At 61.8% G+C, this 19,656-nt stretch carries 18 protein-coding genes; 11 read left to right on the top strand and 7 right to left on the bottom strand.

All coding sequences use genetic code 11. The features are described 5' to 3' along the window. Positions 1-42 precede the first annotated feature (42 nt). The 3 genes from BM321_RS16425 to mapR all read left to right on the top strand — a co-directional run bounded on the left by BM321_RS16425 (position 43) and on the right by mapR (position 3,520). Positions 43-279, top strand: a complete 237-nt coding sequence (locus BM321_RS16425) for a DUF3203 family protein (protein WP_092443331.1) — start codon at positions 43-45, stop codon at positions 277-279. 316 nt (positions 280-595) lie between these two features. Next, complete coding sequence (ccoG, locus tag BM321_RS16420; protein ID WP_092443329.1) at positions 596-2,008, top strand: cytochrome c oxidase accessory protein CcoG; 1,413 nt, start codon at positions 596-598, stop codon at positions 2,006-2,008. Positions 2,009-2,110: 102 nt separating this feature from the next. Then, positions 2,111-3,520 carry a GntR family transcriptional regulator MpaR gene (mapR, locus tag BM321_RS16415; RefSeq protein WP_092443327.1) on the top strand — a complete coding sequence of 470 codons (1,410 nt, stop codon included), beginning with the start codon at positions 2,111-2,113 and terminating at the stop codon, positions 3,518-3,520. A gap of 112 nt (positions 3,521-3,632) precedes the next feature. On the opposite strand, the gene BM321_RS16410 is transcribed toward mapR, so the two are convergent. Together BM321_RS16410 and BM321_RS16405 are read right to left on the bottom strand one after the other, a co-directional pair. Next, positions 3,633-4,379, bottom strand: coding sequence for an SDR family oxidoreductase (locus tag BM321_RS16410; protein ID WP_092327336.1), 747 nt, complete (start codon positions 4,377-4,379; stop codon positions 3,633-3,635). A gap of 78 nt (positions 4,380-4,457) precedes the next feature. After that, on the bottom strand, positions 4,458-5,336 hold the full coding sequence (locus tag BM321_RS16405) for a Dyp-type peroxidase (RefSeq protein WP_092443324.1): 879 nt from the start codon (positions 5,334-5,336) through the stop codon (positions 4,458-4,460). A 228-nt stretch (positions 5,337-5,564) separates the two neighbouring features. Here BM321_RS16405 and ampC point away from each other — a divergent pair, with 228 nt between their 5' ends. Continuing rightward, positions 5,565-6,713, top strand: coding sequence for a class C beta-lactamase (gene ampC, locus BM321_RS16400; RefSeq protein ID WP_092443322.1), 1,149 nt, complete (start codon positions 5,565-5,567; stop codon positions 6,711-6,713). A gap of 156 nt (positions 6,714-6,869) precedes the next feature. Here ampC and BM321_RS16395 read toward each other — a convergent pair whose 3' ends face one another. The 3 genes from BM321_RS16395 to BM321_RS16385 all read right to left on the bottom strand — a co-directional run bounded on the left by BM321_RS16395 (position 6,870) and on the right by BM321_RS16385 (position 9,288). Beyond that, entirely contained in the window at positions 6,870-7,418 is a 549-nt protein-coding gene (locus BM321_RS16395; RefSeq protein ID WP_092443320.1) for a DUF4174 domain-containing protein, read from the bottom strand. Between the two features lie 270 nt (positions 7,419-7,688). Continuing rightward, on the bottom strand, positions 7,689-8,474 hold the full coding sequence (locus BM321_RS16390) for a sulfite exporter TauE/SafE family protein (RefSeq protein WP_092255262.1): 786 nt from the start codon (positions 8,472-8,474) through the stop codon (positions 7,689-7,691). A 109-nt stretch (positions 8,475-8,583) separates the two neighbouring features. Further along, the gene (locus tag BM321_RS16385) at positions 8,584-9,288 is read right to left on the bottom strand and encodes a hypothetical protein (protein WP_256573439.1); all 705 of its coding nucleotides are present in this window, start codon (positions 9,286-9,288) and stop codon (positions 8,584-8,586) included. Between the two features lie 337 nt (positions 9,289-9,625). On the opposite strand from BM321_RS16385, the gene BM321_RS16380 reads away from it, so the two are divergent. Both BM321_RS16380 and BM321_RS16375 read left to right on the top strand, forming a co-directional pair. Then, positions 9,626-10,777 carry an aldose epimerase family protein gene (locus tag BM321_RS16380; RefSeq protein ID WP_092327329.1) on the top strand — a complete coding sequence of 384 codons (1,152 nt, stop codon included), beginning with the start codon at positions 9,626-9,628 and terminating at the stop codon, positions 10,775-10,777. A 230-nt stretch (positions 10,778-11,007) separates the two neighbouring features. Further along, positions 11,008-11,829: an aldo/keto reductase gene (locus tag BM321_RS16375; protein ID WP_092443316.1), complete on the top strand. Its 822-nt coding sequence runs from the start codon at positions 11,008-11,010 to the stop codon at positions 11,827-11,829. A gap of 195 nt (positions 11,830-12,024) precedes the next feature. On the opposite strand, the gene BM321_RS16370 is transcribed toward BM321_RS16375, so the two are convergent. Then, positions 12,025-14,388 carry a DNA polymerase II gene (locus BM321_RS16370; RefSeq protein ID WP_092443314.1) on the bottom strand — a complete coding sequence of 788 codons (2,364 nt, stop codon included), beginning with the start codon at positions 14,386-14,388 and terminating at the stop codon, positions 12,025-12,027. Between the two features lie 216 nt (positions 14,389-14,604). Here BM321_RS16370 and BM321_RS16365 point away from each other — a divergent pair, with 216 nt between their 5' ends. From BM321_RS16365 to BM321_RS16345, 5 genes are all read left to right on the top strand, one after another. After that, positions 14,605-15,045: a CBS domain-containing protein gene (locus BM321_RS16365; protein WP_060738251.1), complete on the top strand. Its 441-nt coding sequence runs from the start codon at positions 14,605-14,607 to the stop codon at positions 15,043-15,045. A gap of 70 nt (positions 15,046-15,115) precedes the next feature. Further along, positions 15,116-15,712, top strand: a complete 597-nt coding sequence (locus tag BM321_RS16360) for a paraquat-inducible protein A (protein ID WP_092443312.1) — start codon at positions 15,116-15,118, stop codon at positions 15,710-15,712. Next, positions 15,709-16,368 (top strand): paraquat-inducible protein A, encoded by a 660-nt coding sequence (locus BM321_RS16355; protein ID WP_092443310.1) that lies wholly within the window; start codon positions 15,709-15,711, stop codon positions 16,366-16,368. Before BM321_RS16360 ends, BM321_RS16355 begins: the two co-directional genes overlap by 4 nt. Continuing rightward, on the top strand, positions 16,349-18,007 hold the full coding sequence (locus BM321_RS16350) for a PqiB family protein (protein ID WP_092443308.1): 1,659 nt from the start codon (positions 16,349-16,351) through the stop codon (positions 18,005-18,007). Before BM321_RS16355 ends, BM321_RS16350 begins: the two co-directional genes overlap by 20 nt. 17 nt (positions 18,008-18,024) lie before the next feature. Next, positions 18,025-18,561, top strand: a complete 537-nt coding sequence (locus BM321_RS16345; protein ID WP_092443307.1) for a PqiC family protein — start codon at positions 18,025-18,027, stop codon at positions 18,559-18,561. Between the two features lie 80 nt (positions 18,562-18,641). Here BM321_RS16345 and BM321_RS16340 read toward each other — a convergent pair whose 3' ends face one another. After that, a complete protein-coding gene (locus BM321_RS16340; protein WP_092443305.1) occupies positions 18,642-19,271 on the bottom strand; it encodes a glutathione S-transferase family protein in 630 nt (209 codons plus the stop codon). Positions 19,272-19,656: the final 385 nt, after the last annotated feature.

Below are 19,656 nucleotides of genomic sequence, written 5' to 3'. Positions count from 1 at the left end.
GGTGGGACCTAATACTCAGGACATTAAGGAAGGAGCGACGTCATGCTTGAGCAAATCGACAAAGACAAAACCTGCCATATCAAAACCGTCAACGGAACCCAGCTGCGCCCCGCCAGCGAGTTGGTCATCATCACTGACCCGGACAAGGCCATGTCAGCGGTGGAAGTCAATGGCGACCTGGTCTACCTCACCGAAGCCGAAGTGGATGCCCTGACCGTGGCCGGCGCGGTCGATAAGCGCAAGCACCTGAAGGCCACCGACAGCGGTTCGGCAATCTGAACCCCAATGCACAGGCACCAGATGCATTTGTGGCGAGGGGATTTATCCCCGCTGGGTTGCGAAGCAACCCTAAAGACCCTCGACCGGGTCAATCCGGTATACCGGGTGCGATGACTTGGGGGCGCTTCGCACCCCAACGGGGATAAATCCCCTCGCCACAGTAATATGTTCGGCACTTTCTGGGTGCATCAAAGTGTCGCAGCGCCTGGGCTTCGCGGCATCTGATCCGGTTTTTATCGAAACACCTGAGTCTGTTATGCAAACAGTTCCATGGTCATAGTGCGCCGGCCAGATAGAGGCTGATGAGCGACCGACCATGAGCGATAGAATCCCCGTCCAGTTGATACAGACGTTCGAACCTGCGCCAACGAAAATCAAGGCCAGGACCACCGACAACCTGATCCACACCCGTAGCTTCACCGGTTTGTTCCGCACCTTGCGCATCAGCGGTGCGGGGGTTCTGTTCCTGCTGTTCTTTGGCACGGCGTGGTTGAACTGGGGTGGCCGCCAGGCGGTGCTCTGGGACCTTTCCGAAAGCAAATTCCATATTTTTGGCGCGACCTTCTGGCCCCAGGATTTCATCCTGCTGTCGGCCCTGTTGATCATCGCCGCCTTTGGCCTGTTTGCGATCACCGTGTTTGCCGGTCGCGTGTGGTGTGGCTACACCTGCCCACAAAGCTCCTGGACCTGGCTGTTCATGTGGTGCGAGAAAATCACCGAAGGCGAACGCAACCAGCGGATCAAACTGCAAGCGGCCCCCTGGGGCCTGAACAAACTGTTGCGTCGCAGCGCCAAGCACAGCTTGTGGCTGGCCATCAGCCTGTTCACCGGCCTGACGTTCGTGGGCTACTTCACCCCGATCCGCCCCTTGGCCGAAGAGCTGCTGACCCTGCAGATCGGCGGCGTCAGCCTGTTCTGGGTACTGTTTTTCACCGCTGCCACCTACCTCAACGCCGGCTGGCTGCGGGAAGCGGTGTGCATGCACATGTGCCCCTATGCACGCTTTCAGAGCGTGATGTTCGACAAGGACACGTTGACCATTTCCTACGACACGGCCCGTGGCGAAATCCGTGGCCCGCGCAAACGCGAGGTGAAGCCGGCCAATATTGGCCTGGGCGACTGCATCGACTGCCAGATCTGCGTGCAGGTCTGCCCCACCGGCATCGACATCCGCGACGGCTTGCAGATGGAATGCATCGGCTGCGCGGCATGCATCGACGCCTGCGACTCGATCATGGACAAGATGGGCTACGCCCGTGGCCTGATCAAATACACCTCGGAGCATCAATTGCAGGGGGGCAAGACTCACCTGCTCAGGCCTCGGCTGATCGGCTATACCGCGGTGCTGCTGGTGATGATCGGCGCGCTGGCCCTGGCCCTGGTGCAACGGCCCATGGTGTCGCTGGACGTCAGCAAGGACCGTGGCCTGTTCCGCGAAAACAGTGCAGGCCAGATCGAGAACATCTACAGCCTGAAAATCATCAATAAGACCCAGCAACGCCAGGACTATCACCTGTCCCTGGTGGATGGCGAGGGCTTCGTCCTCCAGGGCAAGACCCAACTGAGCCTGGCGCCCGGGGAAATCGTCGATGTGCCGGTATCGGTGGCGATGCTCAACGAGCGGCCTCGCAGTGGCTCTGAGGAAATGACCTTCAAGGTGGCCGACAGCGATGAACCCGGCATCTACAGCTTGGCCAAGAGCCGTTTTGTCGCGCCGATGAATCGTTGAAGCTTTAAGATGCCGGGCGCCCTGTGGGAGCGAGCTTGTGGGAGCAAGGCTCCCCACAGTTTAAAAAGCGCAAACCATGTGCCACTCAAGACTGGGCCCGCCATGAAACGCTACGAGAAATTCGCCGACGACATCGCTGAACTGATCCGCTCCGGCATGCTGGGGCCCGGCCAGCGCGTGCCCTCGGTGCGTTATGCCAGCCAGACCTACGGCGTCAGCCCGTCCACCGTGTTCCAGGCCTATTACCTGCTGGAGCGACGCGGCCTGATCCGCGCCCGGCCGCGCTCGGGCTACTTCGTCAACACCCATGCGCCGAGCCCGTTTTCCGAACCGGCCATCAGCACCCAGGTGCACGAATCCACCGAAGTGGACGTCAGCGAACTGGTGTTTTCGGTGCTGGACTCGATCAAGGACCCGGCCACCGTACCGTTCGGCTCGGCATTCCCCAGCCCGCTGCTGTTTCCGTTGCAACGCTTGTCGCGCTCGCTGTCCAGTGCCACACGGGACATGGACCCACGGGTAGTGGTCACGGACATGTCGCCAGGTAATCCACAATTGCGTCGCCAGATCGCCTTGCGCTACATGGTGGGCGGGTTGATGCTGCCCATGGAAGAACTGCTGGTCACCAACGGTGCCCTGGAAGCCTTGAACCTGTGCCTGCAGGCCGTGACCGAGCCCGGCGACCTGGTGGCGATCGAGGCGCCGGCGTTCTACGCTTGCCTGCAAGTGCTGGAACGACTCAAGCTCAAGGCCGTGGAAATCCCCGTCCACCCCCGCGACGGCATCGACCTGGAGGTGTTGGAACAGACCCTCGAACGCCATCCGATCAAGGCCTGCTGGTGCATGACCAGTTTCCAGAACCCCATAGGCGCGACCATGCCCGAGGCAAGGAAAAAGGCCCTGGTGGAACTGTTGCGCCGCCACCAGGTGCCGTTGATCGAAGATGACGTGTACGCCGAGCTCTATTACGGCCAGCAGGCCCCCAAGCCCGCCAAGGCGTTCGACACCGAAGGGTTGGTGATGCATTGCGGTTCGTTCGCCAAGAGCCTGGCCCCGGGCTATCGCATCGGCTGGGTCGCCGCCGGGCGCTATGCGCAGAAAATCGAACGGCTCAAACTCATGACCTCGCTGTGCGCCTCGATGCCGGCCCAGGCCGCCATCGCCGACTACCTGCAACACGGCGGCTACGACCGTCACCTGCGCAAACTGCGCTACGCCCTGGAAGAACAGCAAAGCGCGATGCTCGCCGCCATCGCCCGCTACTTCCCCGCCCAGACCCGCGTCAGCCAGCCAGCGGGCGGTTACTTCCTGTGGCTGGAACTGCCGGAGCAGATGGATTCGCTGAAACTGTTCCAGATGGCCCTGGCCCAAGGCATCAGCATCGCCCCGGGGCCGATCTTCTCACCGACCCGGCGTTTCAGGAATTGCATTCGCTTGAATTACGGCAGCCCCTGGACCGAGTCCTCGGAAAAAGCCATGGAGACGTTGGGGCGGATTATTCGCTCGTTTTGATAGGGGTTGTTGGTAAGGACGCCATCGCGAGCAAGCTCGCTCCCACATTGGAACGCTGCCTCCTGTGGGAGCGAGCTTGCTCGCGATGAGGTCATAACAGACACCTCAGGACTCAGCGCCCGCCCCCCAGGTCCACGAACGTCCCGGTCGCATACGAAGCTTTGTCCGACAGGAGCCAGATAATCGCCTCGGCGACTTCATCCGGACGCCCGCCGCGGGCCATGGGGATTGCTGATTCCAGCTTGCTGACCCGGTCCGGGTCGCCGCTCAGGGCGTGGAAGTCGGTGTAGATGTAACCCGGGCGAACCGCGTTGACGCGAATGCCTTCGCCGGCCACTTCCTTGGACAGGCCGACGGTGAAGGTATCCAGCGCGCCCTTGGAGGCCGCGTAGTCGACATATTCCGCCGGTGCCCCCAGGCGCGCGGCCACCGACGAGACGTTGACGATGCTGCCGCCCTGCCCGCCATGCCGGGGCGACATGCGCAGCACCGCGTGCTTGGCGCAGAGAATGGGGCCTAGCACGTTAGTCTTCAGGATCTTGAGGATGCGGAATTCGGACATTTCATCGAGCCGGGACTTCTGCGCCACCGTGCCGGCGTTGTTCACCAGGGCGGTGACACGACCGAGCTCGGCATCCACCCGGTTGAACAGGGCGATCACTTCGTCCTCGATGCTGACATCGGCGCGCACGGCAATCGCTTGCGCGCCCTTGGCCCGGACCTGTTCGAGCACCTCTTGCGCGGCGCTTTCATCGGATTGGTAGTTGATGCAGATCCGATAGCCCAACTCGGCGGCCAACAGCGCCGTGGCCGCCCCGATTCCGCGGCCGCCACCGGTGATGACGATGACTTTATCCACACTTGCTTCTCCCATTCCACGGATAGACGTCCGGCCCAAGGATAGCGTTCACGTTACGCTTTGCACAAACCGCTGCGCTTACCGGGCCAAGGCGCGCAGATCCAGGCGTCCGTCCCGCAACGGCGGGCACCAGTAATAGCCGCCGGTGATCGGTCGGCTCATGCGGTACAAGCCGTCGGTGATGCCGTCTTCCAGGCCACTCATGCGCCGCAATTGGGCCTCGAAGGCATCGAGGGAGAAACCGAACGCCAGGAACATCAGCCCTGCACGGTCGCCTTCGATCCAGGGCATGGACCGACGGACCACGAATGCCTCGGGGGCAAAGCTTTCCTGGGCGGTGCGCTTGACGTGGGCCGATTCCGGCGCGTCGTCGATTTCTTCGTTGTCGCTCAGGCGCCGGCCCATGATGTTGTCGCGCTCATGGGGCTGCATCGCCGCGAAACCGTCCAGGTCGTGTTGCCACTGCTGGATCGCGGCGAAACTGCCACCGCGCACCCCGTCGGCTCCCTGAGCCAGGGCGGCGGCGATGGCTGCTTCGTCGTGGGGGTTTTCGGTGCCGTCTTCATAGCCGGTCAGGTCATGGCCGGTCATGTGGCGGAAAGTTTCGTTCATCTGCACCAGGCGCAGCGCCGGGGCCAATGCCGCTTCGATGGCGCGGCTGCGGTGCATCAGCTCGCCGCGGTCCTCACCGTGCAACCAGCACCACAGGGCGTGTTGGGTCGAGGGGTTGTCCACACCCACGCCGGCCAGCGCCGGAAAAGCCCGCAGTCCAGCGACCTGGGCACCCAGCGCCTGGACCAGCGATTCGCCAAAGCCGATCACGGCACGGTCATCGAGCAACAACAGGAGTTTATCTAGCGCAGCCGGCAATGCCTCGACCGATTCCAAGGCAAAAAACAAATGACGGGCCTGAGGCGGAACAGGGGTGGCGAGAATGCCGGGCTGGTAGTAACTCATGTGAACTCCTTTAGAAAGAGCCGCGAGTTTACCCGGCGGCTGCCGCTTTGTGTGGTTTGGCTTGAGGTCCGGTCGCGTCGGGCACCCCGACCGTTTTGTGGGAAGGTTCCCGTGACCCCGTCAGACGACTCAGAAACATCTCCCCGGACCGATAGCCTCGGATTGCCGGGCCGCCAAAAACGCCCTAGATTGAGCCCCCTCCAGGAAGGCCAACGAGAACGCTGCACCATGCCAATTGCCAGATCGATACTCGCCGGGATTTTTTTCCTGGTCTGCGGGACGCCCGTAAGCTTTGCCCAGGAACGCATTGAAGACACGGTCAATGCCGTCATCCAGCCCTTGATGAAACAACAGGACATCGCCGGCATGGCCGTGGCGATCACCTACAACGGTCAACGCCATTATTTCAACTACGGCGTGGCCTCCAAGGACACGAAAAAGCCGGTCACCGACCAGACCCTTTTCGAAATCGGCTCGGTCAGCAAGACCTTCACCGCTACCCTCGGTGCCTATGCCCAGGCCCAGGGCAAACTGTCCCTGGCGGATCCGGCCAGTCGCTTTGCACCCGAACTGCGCGGCAGCGCCATGGAGGGCACCCGCCTGCTCGACCTTGCCACCTACACCGCCGGCGGCCTGCCGCTGCAGTTTCCCGACGAAGCGGATCATCCGGACCGGATGTTCAGCTACTACAAGAACTGGAAACCGCTCTACCCGGCCGGCACCCAGCGGCTCTACTCAAACCCGAGCATCGGCCTGTTCGGCTATCTGGCGGCCCGCAGCCTGGGCCAGCCATTTGACGAGGTGATGGAGCGCACGCTGATGCCAGGGTTGGGCCTCAAGCACAGCTACGTGCGGGTGCCGCAGGATCAGATGGGCCGATACGCCCAAGGCTATGCAAAGGACGGCAAGCCTGTGCGAGTCGGCGCCGGCGCATTGGATTCCGAAGCCTACGGGGTCAAGATCAGTTCAACGGACCTGATTCGTTTCGTCGAGGCCAACCTGCGACCTGAAAAACTGGACACGGACCTGAAGCAAGCCATCGCTACGACGCATACGGGTTTCTACAAGGTGGGCGGGATGAATCAAGGGCTGGGCTGGGAGTTCTACCCCGGCCCGTTCACCTTGGACGACCTGCTCGCTGGCAACACACCGCAGATGGCCCTGGCCCCACAAAAAGCCGAATCTCTCGACCCGCCCCGTCCGGCGCCGGACGGCGCCTGGGTCAACAAGACCGGATCCACCAACGGTTTCGGCGCGTACGCAGCGTTCGTGCCCGGGAAGAACATGGGGATCGTCCTGCTTGCCAACAGGAACTACCCGATCGAGGAACGGGTGAAGGCGGCGCACCGGATCCTGATGGCAATGGATGGCCAATAGCCTGTAGGAGCTGCCGAAGGCTGCGATCTTTTGATCTTTTGATCATTCACTTCCGACTCAATTGCCTGGAACAAGATCGCAGCCTCGTTGCACTCGTCAGCTCCTACATAGCGCAACCCAGCGGGAGCAAGCTCCCTCGCTCGTCGTTACTGGAAATCAATCATCCAGCTGTTTCGGCGGCCCCGCCGGCTTGGTTGCCTTGCCAGGCTTGGTGCCTTTCGCATCCTTGGCCGGTGCGGGCTCCGGAGCGGGAGGTGGCGCCGGGGGCGTCGCTTCTTTTTCCGCGGCGGGGAGTTTATCGACGGTGTCGAAGAGGTCTTTCAATTCGATCGCCCCGGAATGTTCAAGCTTCTTTTCCCCGTCCTTGCCCACCAGGATGATCTTGGTCTGGGCCCCGGCGCCCAGCTTGAGGGAGCGGATCAGCGCCATGGTGCTTTGCGGGTCCAGGTCCTTGCCATCGCGCTGCCCAATGGTATTGAGCACGGTGTAGAGCACCATGTTGCGCTCGGAAAACCCCTGCTTGCCCGCCGGTTCATCCAAGGCCTTTTTCAGGCTGACCCAGGCCGGGTCGACCGTACTCGGCGCGATGACGATCAGGGGACGAGCCTTGCCTGCATCCGCCACCAGGGGTGAGTCGCCATCGGCAGCGAACAGGGGGCCGGCGATGGCCAGCAAGGTAGCGAAGGTCAACGACCGAATGAGCATGCGCCTCTCCTTTTGATATTTACGCTGTACTGATTGCACAGGGCGGCGATTGTTCCGCGAGAGTCGCTCAATACTGCGCCTGCCTGCCTTGAAGCTTAGGCCAGGGGGATCATTGCGCAACCGTAAGGAGAGCGCAGCGCGAGAGTTGGAACGGGAACCACTGTGGGAGCGAGCTTGCTCGCGATAGCGGCATGACAGTCAACATCGAAGTCGACGGTTCGATCGCTATCGCGAGCAAGCTCGCTCCCACATTGAATCGGGGTGATCGTTCTAGAACGCCAGCTTGAACCCGATCATCGCCAGCATCACCGCCAGGCAGGGACGCAACAGCTCGTCGGAGATACGCCCCGACAAATGACTGCCCAGGTAGATCCCCGGCAACGAACCGACCAGCAGGAAACCCAGGATGTGCCAGTCCATGTTGCCCATGCTCGCATGGCCCAGGCCAGCGACCAGGGTCAGCGGCACGGCGTGGGCGATCTCGGTGCCCACCAGGCGCTTGGTGACCAGGAACGGGTAGAGGATGAACAGCGCGACGGTGCCCAGGGCGCCGGCGCCAATGGACGTCAACGCGACCATCGTCCCCAGCACGAGACCGGTGATGACCGTCAGCACATTGAGACGCGTGCCAGAGGGGTTGTAGTGACCGCCGGCGCGGTCGTGGGCAAATTGCAGCAGACGCTTCTTGAACAGGATTGCCAGGGCGGTGGCGAACAACACGAAGCCCAAGGCTTGCTTGATCACCGCGTTCATGGCGTCGGGCGAGCTGTGCAGGCTGCTGAGGAACCACAAGGTCAAGCCGACCGCCGGCACGCTGCCCAACGTCAACCAGCCGGTGATGGCCCAGTCGATGTTGCGGTTCTTGGCATGGACCAACACGCCGCCAGACTTGGTAATGGCCGCATACAGCAGGTCCGTACCCACCGCCGTCGCCGGGTTGATACCAAACCACAACAGGATCGGGGTCATCAGCGAACCACCACCGACGCCGGTCATTCCAACGATGAAGCCGACCACCAGGCCCGCAACGACTAAACCGACATTACCGAAATCCATTAAACCCGTCTCAACACGACCGCATGAAAAATCTGGCCGCGAGCATAGCGATTTTTCTTATAACCCTATATATCGATATGATCTATATTTATTCCCTTTTCGCCTCTGATTATTGAACGGGCAGGAAGTTGAGGAACAGCAGGCTCTGGGCATAATTCAAACCGATACGCCGGTAGCGCTCGTCGAGCATCTGGGTCAGCAGATCCAAACGGGCGACAATTTTCCCGAACTCGACGGCGAAACTCAGGTTGCTGCCCTCCTCCGAAATCTCATTGGAAAACAGCATCGGCTTGCCGTCCTTGTTCTGCCGCTGGCTAAGCAGCCAGGTGGCTTTTTCGATGTTGCGCGCCGCATTGCTGACAAAACGCGGGTCGATGGTGTCGGTCATGTAGAACTCGAGGCGATTGCCATGAGCGGTGACCAGCATGCTGCCGATGGCATAGATGAACGCCCCGACCCGATCACCGAGAAACTCCGGGCTCATGGCGTAGCTCAGGGCGGCCAGGTCCTTCTTGCCACCCAGGGTCGGCAAGGGTTGTTGCTGCTCGATGGCCATGCGCACCTGTTTTTCCGCGGTGCGGGCGTCAAGAAAGCCGGATTTGCGCAGTTCCTCGGGGTTGCGCAGGTAAAGCTTGCTCATCAGCAGGTAGAGGCTTTGCAGGTTGTCACGCATGGCCAGCGTCGCCATGCGGTCGACACTGGTCTGCAAGAACTCCTGGGGCTTGGCATTGCTGAACTGGGTGACCATGTCCTGCCCCTGTTGATGGCTGCAGCCACCGCTGAACAGCATCGCCACACCGAGCAACCCTGCCATGCAGGCACGGCGCAACCTCGTCACAGAAGAAAAAACACCGGCCATCGAGTCTCAATCTGGGCAGGGGAAGCGATGGGGGTCGCCGCTTCCAGGCCATGGATAGAGCGGAAAAAATCGCAAAAGTGCAGTGCCCGGAGAAATCCTCGACCTTTGGCGAAGCCTTTTTTGCCTAATTAGTCTTACTTTTTAATTGATAAATCTTCATTTATGGCTATAAATCCCTTTCCATCCCTCAAATAGAAAGACTACTAGATACAAAAGCCTTCATCGCTGTCCGACCAGTAACGGACTCGAACCGCGTTAAAACAACAACAAAACAACAGGAAGGAAGGTCACCATGTTTGAATCAAAACAACTGCTCACGGCCCTCGGAGTGTCTCTGATGATCGCCACCTCGGCTTCCCAGGCTGCCGGCCTGACCAATGAACGCGGTGCGTTCGGCAAGACCGACGACGGCACGGCGGTGGAAAAATTTGTACTGCGCAACAGTCATGGCATGGAAGCCACGGTCATCACCTATGGCGGCATCCTCCAGTCATTGAGCGTGCCGGACAAAAACGGCAAGGTCGCCGACATCGTGCTCGGTTTCGACGATGTGCAGGGTTACCAGAAGAATGGCAGCGTGTATTTCGGCGCGACCATCGGCCGTTTCGGCAATCGCCTGGCCGACGGCGCTTTCGAGCTGGACGGCAAGCGTTACCAAGTGCCGCAGAACGACCATGGCAATTCCTTGCACGGCGGGCCGCAAGGGTTCGACAAGCGTGTCTGGAAGGCCCAACCCCATAATGCCAAGGACTCGGTGGGCGTCACCCTGACCTACCTGTCACCCGATGGCGAGATGGGCTTTCCCGGTGCGCTGAAAACCGACGTCACCTACAGCCTCAACGAACAGAACGAGTTGCGCATCGAGTACAAGGCCACCACCGACAAGCCCACGGTGCTGAACCTGACCAACCACAGCTATTTCAACCTGGCCGGCGCGGGAAACGGCGACATACTCGAGCAGGTCGCGACCCTGCACGCGGCCCACTACACGCCGGTCACCGGTAAACTCATTCCCACCGGCGAGCTGGCCCCGGTGGCCGGTACACCGATGGATTTCACCCAACCCACCGCCATCGGCACCCATATCAAGGCTGATCACCCACAGCTCAAGTTCGCCGAACCGAAACAAGGCGGCTTCGACTTCAACTGGGCACTGGACGCCAAGGGCGATGTGAAAAAACTGGCCGCCGAGGTGTATGACACGGAGTCCGGACGACGCCTGCAGCTGTACACCACCGAGCCTGGCGTGCAGTTCTACACCAGCAACTTCCTCGATGGCACCGTCAAGGGCAAGCAAGGCAAGGTCTATCCACATTGGGGCGCGTTCACCCTGGAAACCCAGCACTACCCCGACTCGCCAAACCAGCCGAACTTCCCTTCGACACGGCTTGATCCGGGCCAGACCTACACCCAGACCATGGTATTGAAATTCTCCGCGAAGTAACTCTCCGCCGAATCGTTCCCATGCTCTTGTGGGAGCGAGCTTGCTCGCGATAGCGGTGTGTCTGCGTGTGATGCTGCTGGATGGGCCGACGCCTTCGCGAGCAAGCTCGCTCCCACGGGTTGGTGTTGAGTTCGGATGCTGCGGGCTCGCGCAGAGCATGGGAACGATCCATGCGGGAACGCTTGGTCTATCCTGCTGCCACATGTCAAAGCAAAAAACAGGAGATAGACATGAGGACGCTGGAATTGGCGGGTGTGTCCGTACCGGTAATCGGCCAAGGCACTTGGCACATGGGTGAGGAACCGTCCCATCACAAGAAAGAAGTAGCGGCCCTGCGGTTGGGGATCGAACTGGGCATGACCCTGATCGACACGGCCGAGATGTATGCCGAAGGCGGTGCCGAGACCGTCGTTGGCGAAGCGATCACCGGCCTGCGCGACCAGGTGTTCCTGGTGAGCAAGGTCTATCCCCACAACGCCAGTCGCAAAGGCATCCCCCTGGCCTGCGAACGCAGTTTGCGCCGGCTCGACACCGATTACATCGACCTTTATCTGTTGCACTGGCGCGGGCAGTACCCGTTGGCAGAAACCGTCGAAGCGTTCGAACGCCTGCGCGAAGAAGGCAAGATCGGCCATTGGGGTGTGTCGAACTTTGACGTCGATGACCTCGAGGAGCTGGCCTCGCCGGCCTGCGCCACCAACCAAGTGCTGTACAACCTGCAGGAACGCGGCATCGAATTCGACCTGCTGCCCTGGTGCCAGCAACGGCGCATGCCGATCATGGCTTACTGCCCGGTCGGCCAGGGCGGGCACCTGCTCAAGGATCACACCTTGGGGAAAATCGCCGAACGCCATCGGGCAACACCCGCGCAGATCGCACTGGCCTGGTTGCTGCGCCAGGACAATGTGATCGCCATCCCCAAGGCTGTAAAACCTGAACATGTGCGCCTGAATGCCGAAGCGGCGAACCTCAGGCTCGAGCCTCAGGACCTGGCCGCCCTGGACCTGATATTTCCCCCGCCCCAGGGCAAGCAGCGGTTGGCGATGGTCTGACGCCTAAATACGGACCATCGGGAGCACACTGATTTGTGGCGAGGGGATTTATCCCCGCTCGAGTGCGCAGCGCTCGCAACTTTATCGGTACCGCGAAATCTCAGGGGCCGCTGCGCGCCCCAACGGGGATAAATCCCCTCGCCACAGTCCACCATGTCCCCGGTCCAAAGCGTTCTGCAGGAATACACGGACATCTCAGAACAACCCCATCTGCCCCCCCACCAACGTCGAAAAATCATCATCCACAAACGGCAGGATCGCATCCGCCACCGGCTGCAGTTGTTTGGTCACGTAGTGGTCGTAATCGATTGGCGCACTGCGAATTTCCAGCGGCTCGGGGCCGGCGACCGTGATGACGTAGCTGATCCAGCCGCCATTCTGGTATTGCCGCGGACGGCCCTGGCGCTGGTTGAACTCATCGGCCAGCCGCGCGGCCCGCACGTGAGGTGGGACGTTGCGCTCGTAATCTTCCAGCGGCCGTCGCAGGCGCTTGCGGTAGACCAGCCGATCGTCGAATGCACCGGCCAGGGTCTGCCGCACATAATCGCGCACATACGCCTGGTAGGGCTCGCGGTGGAAGATCCGCCCGTACAATTCCTGCTGGAACTGCCGGGCCAGCGGTGACCAGTCGGTACGCACGGTTTCCAGGCCTTTGTAGACGATTTCATCGCTGCCGTCGGCGCGGGTCACCAGCCCGGCGTAGCGTTTCTTGCTGCCCTCCTCGGCCCCCCGGATGGTCGGCATCAGAAAGCGCGTGAAGTGCGTTTCGAACTGCAGCTCCAGCGCGCTCTCCAACCCGAACTCGGCACGCACCTGCTCGCGCCACCATTGGTTGACGTGTGCCACCAACTCGCGACCGATCCTGGCCGCTTCCTCCTGGCCATGGGCACGACGCAACCAGACGAACGTGGAGTCGGTATCGCCATAGATCACCACATGGCCCTGGGCTTCGATCAACTGGCGGGTACGCTGCATGATCTGGTGGCCACGCAGGGTGATGGACGAGGCCAGGCGCGGATCGAAGAAGCGACAACCACTGGAGCCGAGCACGCCATAAAAGGCGTTCATGATGATTTTCAACGCTTGGGACAGCGGCGCATTGTGTTCGCGCTTGGCGGTCTCCCGGCCTTCGGAGACCCGCGCGACGATGGCCGGCAGGCAATGTCGAGAACGGGAGAAGCGTGCCCCGCGAAAACCCGGCACCGACTCGCGGTCATCCGGGTGACGCAGCCCTTCGATCAAGCCCACCGGGTCGATCAGGAAGGTGCGGATGATCGACGGATACAGGCTCTTGTAGTCCAGCACCAGCACCGACTCGTAGAGCCCCGGCTGGGAATCCATGACAAAACCACCCGGGCTGGCCTCGGGCGGACGCTGGCCGAGATTGGGGGCGACAAAACCCTGGCGGTGCATCAGCGGCATGTACAGGTGCGTGAAGGCCGCCACCGAACCGCCGCTGCGGTCCGCTGGCAGGCCGGTGACGCTGGCCCGCTCCAGCAGGAACTTGAGCAGCTCGGTCTTGGCGAAGATCCGCGTCACCAGCTCGCAGTCCTTGAGGTTGTAGCGGGCCAGGGCCGGTTTGTCCTCGGCGAACATGCGGTTGATCTCGTCCATGCGCTGGTACGGGTTGTCGATGGACTTGCCCTCCCCCAGCAGCGTCTGGGCGACATTTTCCAGGCTGAACGACGGGAAGCTCCAGGTCGCCGAGCGCAGGGACTCGATCCCGTCGATGATCAGCCGACCGGCCGCCGAGGCGAAAAAGTGGTTGTTGCGCGCGCCGTGCTCGCGCCATTGCATTTCTTCGCCACCGCGCCCCAGGCGCAACGGCACCGCCAGCCGCCGGGCATGTTCATGCAGCACCCGCAGGTCGAATTGCACCAGGTTCCAGCCAATGATCGCGTCGGGGTCGAAACGGGCGAACCAGTCGTTGAGTTTCTTCAGCAGCAGCGTGCGCGATTCGCAGTATTCCAGCTGGAAATCCACGCCGCTATCGTCGCCATTAGGTGGCCCGAGCATATAGACCTGGCGCTCGCCGCAGCCTTCCAGGGCGATGGAATACAAATCGCCCTGGGCGGTGGTTTCGATGTCCAGGGACACCAGGCGCAACGATGGACGGTAGTCGGGCGCCGGTTTCATCTGGGCATCCGCCAGCAGGCCGTCGGCGGCCGGCGCACCGCCGAACCACACCGGGGCGGTGATGAAGCGCTCCATCAGGTAGCGCTCCGGTGGCCGGATGTCCGCTTCGAACACCTCCACACCGGCGCGGCGCAAGGTGCCGTCCAGGCGCATCAGTTGGGCGTGTTGCTGGCAATACAGGCCCAGCACCGGGCGATGCTCGAAATCCAGCAGCTCCAGGGGACGTAGTTCTACCTCCTTCTCCCCTTGCAGCAAGGCTTCGAGCTGGCCGCGCTGGATCTGTGGCACGAAGGCCACCGACGTCTGCACCGGCAGGCGCACGCGCCGGGGACCGGCATCGGTCGCCAGCCAGAACTCGACTTCGGTGCCGGCCGGAGTGTCGCGCCAATGCCGGGTCAGGACGAAGCCCTGCTGTAAATCCACCGCTGAAACCTCGAATTTTACGTAGGCGACGATTCTACCTGTGGCGAGGGGATTTATCCCCTCGCCACAACAGCGCCTGACCACGGGATGGGTGGTAATTTCCCGGACAATGACGTTTTTTGACGATTGGCCGCCGCTTTACCGCTTGCTCTGCGCCGTTGGGTCTACGATGCTTTAACAACCAGCAAAAACAACACCCCGACCCGAGGCGTCCCCATGAAAACCGTCGCGCAGTTGCTCCGGCTAAAAGACGATAAGAACCAGCAAGTGCACACCATCTCACCGGACGACATGGTATTGCAGGCCCTGATGCGCATGGCCGAGAAGAACGTCGGCGCCTTGCTGGTGGTGAAGGACGAAAAAGTGCTGGGGATCATCAGCGAGCGCGACTATGCACGCAAAATGGTCCTGCACGGTCGCTCATCCGTGGGCACGAAAGTGAGCGACATCATGGTATCCCCCGTGATCACCATCGACCCGCACCAGAATGTCGAGACCTGCCTGAGCATCATGACCGACAAGCACTTGCGACATTTGCCGGTGGTGGAAGACGGCAAGCTCGTCGGGCTGCTGTCCATTGGCGACCTGGTCAAGGAAGCCATCGCCGAACAGGCCGACCTGATCCGACAACTGGAGCAATACATTCGCGGCGAATGATCCTTTCCATCGGGTTGCTCATTCCCAACACACTTCATATATTGAAGGGGTTGTTCCTGCGAGCATCCCGATGGCCGTCACCGACCGACTGATCATTTGTGAACATTGCGATGCGGTGTACGAGCCGGTTGTGCTCGCTCCGCATCAAAAGGCCACGTGCGTGCGCTGCCACGCGGTGATCCAGCGCTACAACGGCCTGACCGTTGAACAGCGCCTGGCCTTGAGCGTGACGGCCGCGGTGCTGTGGGCTTTCGCCAACCTCTACCCGGTGATGAGCATCCGTCTCCAGGGCCTGAGCAACAGCGCGACGTTGTGGGATTCCATCGTGGCGCTGAGCCAGGGCCCCATCACCTTCATCGCCCTGGTGACAGCGGTGGCGATCATCGTTGCACCGGTCTTCCAACTGGCGCTGCTGCTCTGGGTACTGGGCCATGCCTACCTCCAGCGGCGGGCGCCAGGGTTCAGCCTGTGCATGCGCAGCCTGGAAACCCTGCGCCCCTGGAGCATGCTGGAGGTGTGCCTGCTGGGCGTGCTGGTGGCGGTGATCAAGCTCGCCGGCCTGCTGGATGTGCTCCCGGGTATCGGCCTGTTCGCCCTGGCGGCCTTGAGCCTGCTGATGATCCGTATTGCCGGGCGCGATGTCCGCGACCTGTGGGACACCCCATGAACGGCCAGCCGCGGGACACCCCGCCAGAGGCCCGCGACCTGGACCTGTGCCTGTGCCACAGTTGCGGCCTGGCCTGCGACATGGCCGACGGCCCCCAGACCTGCCCGCGTTGCGACGCCGCCCTGCACCGCCGCAAACCCGACGCCATCACCCGCACCTGGGCCTACATGCTCGCGGCGCTGGTGTTCTATATCCCGGCCAACCTGCTACCGGTGATGAACACCCGGATGCTCGGCGAAGGCGCCGACAGCACCATCATCAGCGGTGTCATCGAATTCTGGCAAAGCGGCGCCTGGGACATCGCGCTGATTATCTTCATCGCCAGCATCGCGGTGCCCGGCATCAAGTTCGTGGTACTGACGCTGCTGCTGGTGACCGTACAACGACGCAGTACCTGGGCCCAGGTCCAGCGGGCGAAGCTGTACCGGCTGGTGGAAGTCATCGGCTATTGGTCGATGCTCGATGTGCTGGTAGTGGCCCTGGTGGCCGCCCTGGTCAAGTTCCAGGCACTGAGCGATATCGAGCCACGACCGGGTATCCTGTTCTTCGGCCTCGTGGTGCTGTTCACCATGCTGTCGGCCATGAGTTTCGACCCCCGACTGATCTGGGACACTCAACCATCCGAGGAGGTCCTGGATGAAGTCGCAAGCCACTGACGGGCAACAACCCGTCCCCGGCCGGGCCCACGTCACCACCCGCCGCTGGACGGTGTCGCTGGTATGGATCGTGCCGATCATCGCGGTGCTGGTGGGTGTTTCCCTGGTGGTCCACAACTGGCTGCAGCAAGGTCCGACCATCACCATCACCTTCAAGACCGGCCAGGGCCTGACCGCCAACAAGACCCAGGTGAAATACCGCAACGTGGTCATCGGCCAGGTCACCGACGTGCAACTGAGCCAGGACCAGAAGAACGTCACCGCCACGGTCAAGCTCGCCAAGACCGCCGACACCTTCACCCACGAAGATTCGGTGTTCTGGGTCGTACGGCCGCGCATCGGGGCCGGCGGGATCTCGGGGATCGACACGCTGCTGTCCGGTGATTTCATCGGTGCCGACGCCGGCCAGTCGAAAGTACGCGCCAAATCCTTCACAGGGCTGGAGAACCCGCCGCCGATCACGTATGGCGAACCGGGCAAGCGCTTCACCCTGCACGCCCAGGACCTCGGTTCGCTGGACATCGGCTCGCCGGTGTACCTGCGCAAGATCCCGGTGGGCCAGGTGGTGTCCTACGCCTTGGACGCCGACGGCAAAGGCGTCAACATCGACGTGTTCATCAACGCGCCCAACGATGTGTATGTCACCGAAAACACCCGGTTCTGGAACGTCAGCGGCGTGGACGTGAACGTCGGCGCCAATGGTTTCGCCGTCAAGACCGAATCGCTCTCGGCTCTGCTGCTGGGCGGCATCGCGTTCCGGGCACCGGAGTACAGCCCCAACGACACCGCCGCCAGCGAAGACAAGACCTTCGAACTGTTTGCCGACCAGCAGAGCGCCCTCGCCCCGCCCGATGGCAAGGGCCAATACCTGGCCTTGCGTTTCGACCAGGCCCTGCGCGGGTTGCGCGTCGGTGCGCCGGTAGAGTTCCTCGGCGTGGAAGTCGGCAGGGTGGTGGCCATCAACCTCGATTTCGATGAGAAGCAGCGCAGCTTTCCGATCAACGTCGGCCTAGTGATCTACCCTCAGCGCCTGGGAAAGGCCCATGAAAAACTGCTCAAGTCGCTCAACCACGATCCTGAAGACGAAGCCGCCGGTGCCCGCCTGATCGGCAGCTTCGTCGAGCGCGGCCTGCGTGCCCAGGCCCGTAGCGGCAACCTGCTGACCGGGCAGTTGTACATTTCGCTGGACTTCTACCCCAAGGCCGAAAAAGTGGCCTTCGACCCCAGCGCCCGCCCCGTGCGTATCCCGACCCTCCCGGGCAGCCTCCAGCAATTGCAGGAACAACTGCAGACGATGGTCGAGCGAATCAACAAGCTGCCACTGGAGAGTATCGCCGGCAACCTGGATGGCAATCTGGTGGAGCTGCGCAAAGGCCTGGCCCAGTTCAACAGCAAGACCCTGCCAGGCGTGCAACACACCTTGCAAGACGTCAGCAAGACCTTGCAATCGGCCAACTCGACCCTGGCCGAAGATTCACCGCAGCGCGAGCAACTGACCCAGACCCTGGACGACCTGGGGCGCATGTCGCGCTCGCTGCGCGAGCTGTCGGACTACCTGAGCCGCCATCCCGAGTCGCTGCTTCGCGGTCGTCCCAAGGACGCACCGGCACAGAACCTCACATTGCCGGTGAAAGAATGAGTACAGGAGCCCGTCCCATGCCACTGACGCTGAAATTCACCCTGGTCGCCGTGGCACTGCTGCTCGGTGCCTGTCGCAGCGATCCGATTCATTACCACACCCTGAGCCCGGCTCAGCCGAAAGGCCCGTCACGCGCCGGCGTGGACATCCGGATCGAACAGGTGAGCGTCCCACCCCAGGTGGATCGCACCCAAATGGTCATTCGCCAGGGCAACAGCGGGTTAGCGATCCTGGAAACCGAATGGTGGGGCGCCAGCCTGGCAGATGAACTGCACAGCACCTTGGACGAACAACTGAACAACCCTGGCGCGCCGAAATCATCGCTGCGGGTGGACGTGCAGCGCTTTGACTCGATCCCCGGCCGCTATGCCCGCATGGACGTGCAATGGCGCCTGCGTAACCTGGGTGGCGATACCCGCCCCCTCACCTGTCGCAGCAGCCTGCAAACGCCGGCGGGGGCCAGTATCGACGAATTGGTGACGGCGCATCAGCATAACGTCCAGCAATTTATCGACTTGGTTGAGCAGGCGGCTGTACGCAAGGCGTGTCCTTGACCTGTAGGCGCTGCCGAAGGCGGCGATCTCGAGATTCAAGGGTCAGGGAAAGATCGCAGCCTCGCTTCGCTCGGCAGCGCCTACGAAGGCCAATGCAACGACAGCATCGGTGCGACACGCGGATGGTGGTCGATGCGCTCCAACAATCCGTAGAACGCCGGACGGGCGTTGAGCATTGCCTCCCGCGTGTTTCTCCACTTCGTGATCACGGCCGCCAGGATATCCATCGCCCCCGGCTCGGCACCACCAAGGAAAGGTTGGGCCGGGAACTGATCGGCAAATAGCGCCCAGTTGCGGTAAAGCCGTTGCTGGGTGCCCGCTACCAAGCGCTGCCGAGTCGCTTCATCCGCATCGTCCAACCAGCGTTCCGGAAAATCGATGATGCCGATGGGCGTGTAGCAATTGGCTGCGATATAGACCAGTCCCCGTATGGCTTGCGCACGCTGGGTTGGGTCATCGGGGAGCAGCTTCGAGGCCGGAAAGGTTAGCCCGAGGTGAATCAGGATCGCCGCCGCTTCGGTCAGCACCGAGCCGTCCGGCAACTGCAAGGTCGGGACCTGCTTCTGAGGGTTGAGTGCCTCGAGCGCTTTTGCGGCATCGCTGTCCTGGGTCGAATAGGCATCGACCCGCCGATACGCCACATCACAAAGATCCAGGGCAATCTCCACCGCCGCGGAGCCGGATTGCCTGTGACCGAATAACTGATACATGAACTTGCCTCCTGCCTGTGGGTTACCCGGTAGAGCCCACAAACCTGACGGTGTTCCACCCGGAGGACGACGCGCACGCTGTGGCTCAGCTTCGCTGGATCAACCGACATCGATGGGACTGACGAGCTATCACTGCCGTCGATGTTCACCATCATGCCAATGAAGTTCTCTTGATGATCGCCCGGGACAACAATGGCCCCACACAAACCACTGCACCCCCGGAGCACACCATCATGAAACGCCAAGTCATCCTCAGCCTCGCTTTCTCCGTACTGGCCGCCAATGTATTTGCCGCCTCCTCGCAACCCGTCGTCGCCGAAGGCGGTTCTGATCGCCTGATCGAAAACCGCGTCGCTGAAGGCGGTGCCGATCGCCTGCTGGAACG

The organism is Pseudomonas sp. NFIX10 (assembly GCF_900111955.1).
Taxonomy (GTDB): domain Bacteria; phylum Pseudomonadota; class Gammaproteobacteria; order Pseudomonadales; family Pseudomonadaceae; genus Aquipseudomonas; species Aquipseudomonas fluorescens_AA.
Note: the sequence above shows the minus strand (reverse complement) of the source record. Positions and strands in the feature narration are given on the sequence as shown.

Excerpts from the sequence above, each read along its gene's own strand:
- BM321_RS16425 (WP_092443331.1), top strand. The coding sequence starts at position 43 with ATGCTTGAGCAAATCGACAAAGACAAAACCTGCCATATCAAAACCGTC.
- ccoG (WP_092443329.1), top strand. The coding sequence starts at position 596 with ATGAGCGATAGAATCCCCGTCCAGTTGATACAGACGTTCGAACCTGCG.
- mapR (WP_092443327.1), top strand. The coding sequence starts at position 2,111 with ATGAAACGCTACGAGAAATTCGCCGACGACATCGCTGAACTGATCCGC.
- BM321_RS16405 (WP_092443324.1), bottom strand. The coding sequence starts at position 5,336 with ATGAGTTACTACCAGCCCGGCATTCTCGCCACCCCTGTTCCGCCTCAG.
- ampC (WP_092443322.1), top strand. The coding sequence starts at position 5,565 with ATGCCAATTGCCAGATCGATACTCGCCGGGATTTTTTTCCTGGTCTGC.
- BM321_RS16395 (WP_092443320.1), bottom strand. The coding sequence starts at position 7,418 with ATGCTCATTCGGTCGTTGACCTTCGCTACCTTGCTGGCCATCGCCGGC.
- BM321_RS16390 (WP_092255262.1), bottom strand. The coding sequence starts at position 8,474 with ATGGATTTCGGTAATGTCGGTTTAGTCGTTGCGGGCCTGGTGGTCGGC.
- BM321_RS16385 (WP_256573439.1), bottom strand. The coding sequence starts at position 9,288 with ATGGCAGGGTTGCTCGGTGTGGCGATGCTGTTCAGCGGTGGCTGCAGC.
- BM321_RS16380 (WP_092327329.1), top strand. The coding sequence starts at position 9,626 with ATGTTTGAATCAAAACAACTGCTCACGGCCCTCGGAGTGTCTCTGATG.
- BM321_RS16375 (WP_092443316.1), top strand. The coding sequence starts at position 11,008 with ATGAGGACGCTGGAATTGGCGGGTGTGTCCGTACCGGTAATCGGCCAA.
- BM321_RS16365 (WP_060738251.1), top strand. The coding sequence starts at position 14,605 with ATGAAAACCGTCGCGCAGTTGCTCCGGCTAAAAGACGATAAGAACCAG.
- BM321_RS16360 (WP_092443312.1), top strand. The coding sequence starts at position 15,116 with ATGGCCGTCACCGACCGACTGATCATTTGTGAACATTGCGATGCGGTG.
- BM321_RS16355 (WP_092443310.1), top strand. The coding sequence starts at position 15,709 with ATGAACGGCCAGCCGCGGGACACCCCGCCAGAGGCCCGCGACCTGGAC.
- BM321_RS16350 (WP_092443308.1), top strand. The coding sequence starts at position 16,349 with ATGAAGTCGCAAGCCACTGACGGGCAACAACCCGTCCCCGGCCGGGCC.
- BM321_RS16345 (WP_092443307.1), top strand. The coding sequence starts at position 18,025 with ATGCCACTGACGCTGAAATTCACCCTGGTCGCCGTGGCACTGCTGCTC.
- BM321_RS16340 (WP_092443305.1), bottom strand. The coding sequence starts at position 19,271 with ATGTATCAGTTATTCGGTCACAGGCAATCCGGCTCCGCGGCGGTGGAG.